2 protein-coding genes are annotated in these 939 nt (G+C 58.5%); one reads left to right on the forward strand and one right to left on the reverse strand.

Features of this window, described 5'->3' with window-relative positions:
* The coding region (locus tag NW815_RS03265; RefSeq protein ID WP_414415702.1) for a sensor histidine kinase at positions 1–456 on the forward strand (456 nt) is incomplete at its 5' end.
* A gap of 35 nt (positions 457–491) precedes the next feature.
* Here the strand turns inward: NW815_RS03265 and NW815_RS03270 are convergent.
* Positions 492–863, reverse strand: coding sequence for a HesB/IscA family protein (locus NW815_RS03270; protein WP_238376723.1), 372 nt, complete (start codon positions 861–863; stop codon positions 492–494).
* Positions 864–939: the final 76 nt, after the last annotated feature.

Raw genomic sequence — 939 nt, forward strand, 5'->3', positions numbered from 1 at the left:
CTCCACAGCCTTTGCACAAGCCTGCTCGACGGGGTGCGAGAACGGGCTCAGGCTCGGCAACTGAAGCTGGAGATGGCAGAGCTGACCTCATTCCCGGCAGTGCTCTACAGCTACCCGCAGCGGCTAACCCTGATCCTGAAGGAACTGCTGGAAAATGCCTGTAAGTTCACCCAGCCGGGCGGAACCCTCCGCTTGGAGGTGCAAGCCTTTCCCGGTGGGGTTGAGCTAAGGATTGGCAACACCGCCCAAATCGAGCCTGACCACCTGCCCCACCTTTTCGAGCGCTTTTACCGGGTGCCCTCTGAGGATCCCTGGGCGCAGCCGGGCAGCGGCCTTGGACTGGCCTTGGTGAAGCATTGGGTGGAGTATCTGCAGGGCCAAATCCGGGTCACCAGCCAGAAGGGATGGACTTGGTTTGTCCTTTGGCTGCCCAGCCTAGAGCCCTCCAACCGTTGACGCCCAAAGGCGGGTGGGAGGCAGCGATTGAGACTTTAGTGACCAACGACAGCAGCAGTCTCGGCAGTGGCAAAGGAGGTGCCACACCCACAGCTAGCTATTGCATTGGGGTTCCTGAAGCGGAAACCGCCCCCCAGCAGATCCTCGGAAAAGTCGACGGTGGTGCCGCTGATCAAGGTCATACTCAAGGGATCCACTGCCACCTGGATATCCCCAAAGTCGAAGGTATGATCGTCAGGGTTGGCCTGAGACTCGAAGTTCATCACATAAGAGAGGCCAGAGCAGCCGCTCGGCTTGACCCCCAGACGCAGGATGGGCTGGGATCCCTCTTTTTCGTACTTGCTGCGCAGGCGCTTCAACTCTTGGATGGCGCTATCGGTCAGGGTGATCATGACGAGAAGGCTCAAGGGTACGTTCTACTCCCCATCCTATCAAGGGTTTTTTCTCGGCCAGCGAGAGCATGACTCTAGTCAATAATAAGCT

It is taken from the genome of Synechococcus sp. R6-7, assembly GCF_047461695.1.
Taxonomy (GTDB): Bacteria; Cyanobacteriota; Cyanobacteriia; order Thermostichales; family Thermostichaceae; genus Thermostichus.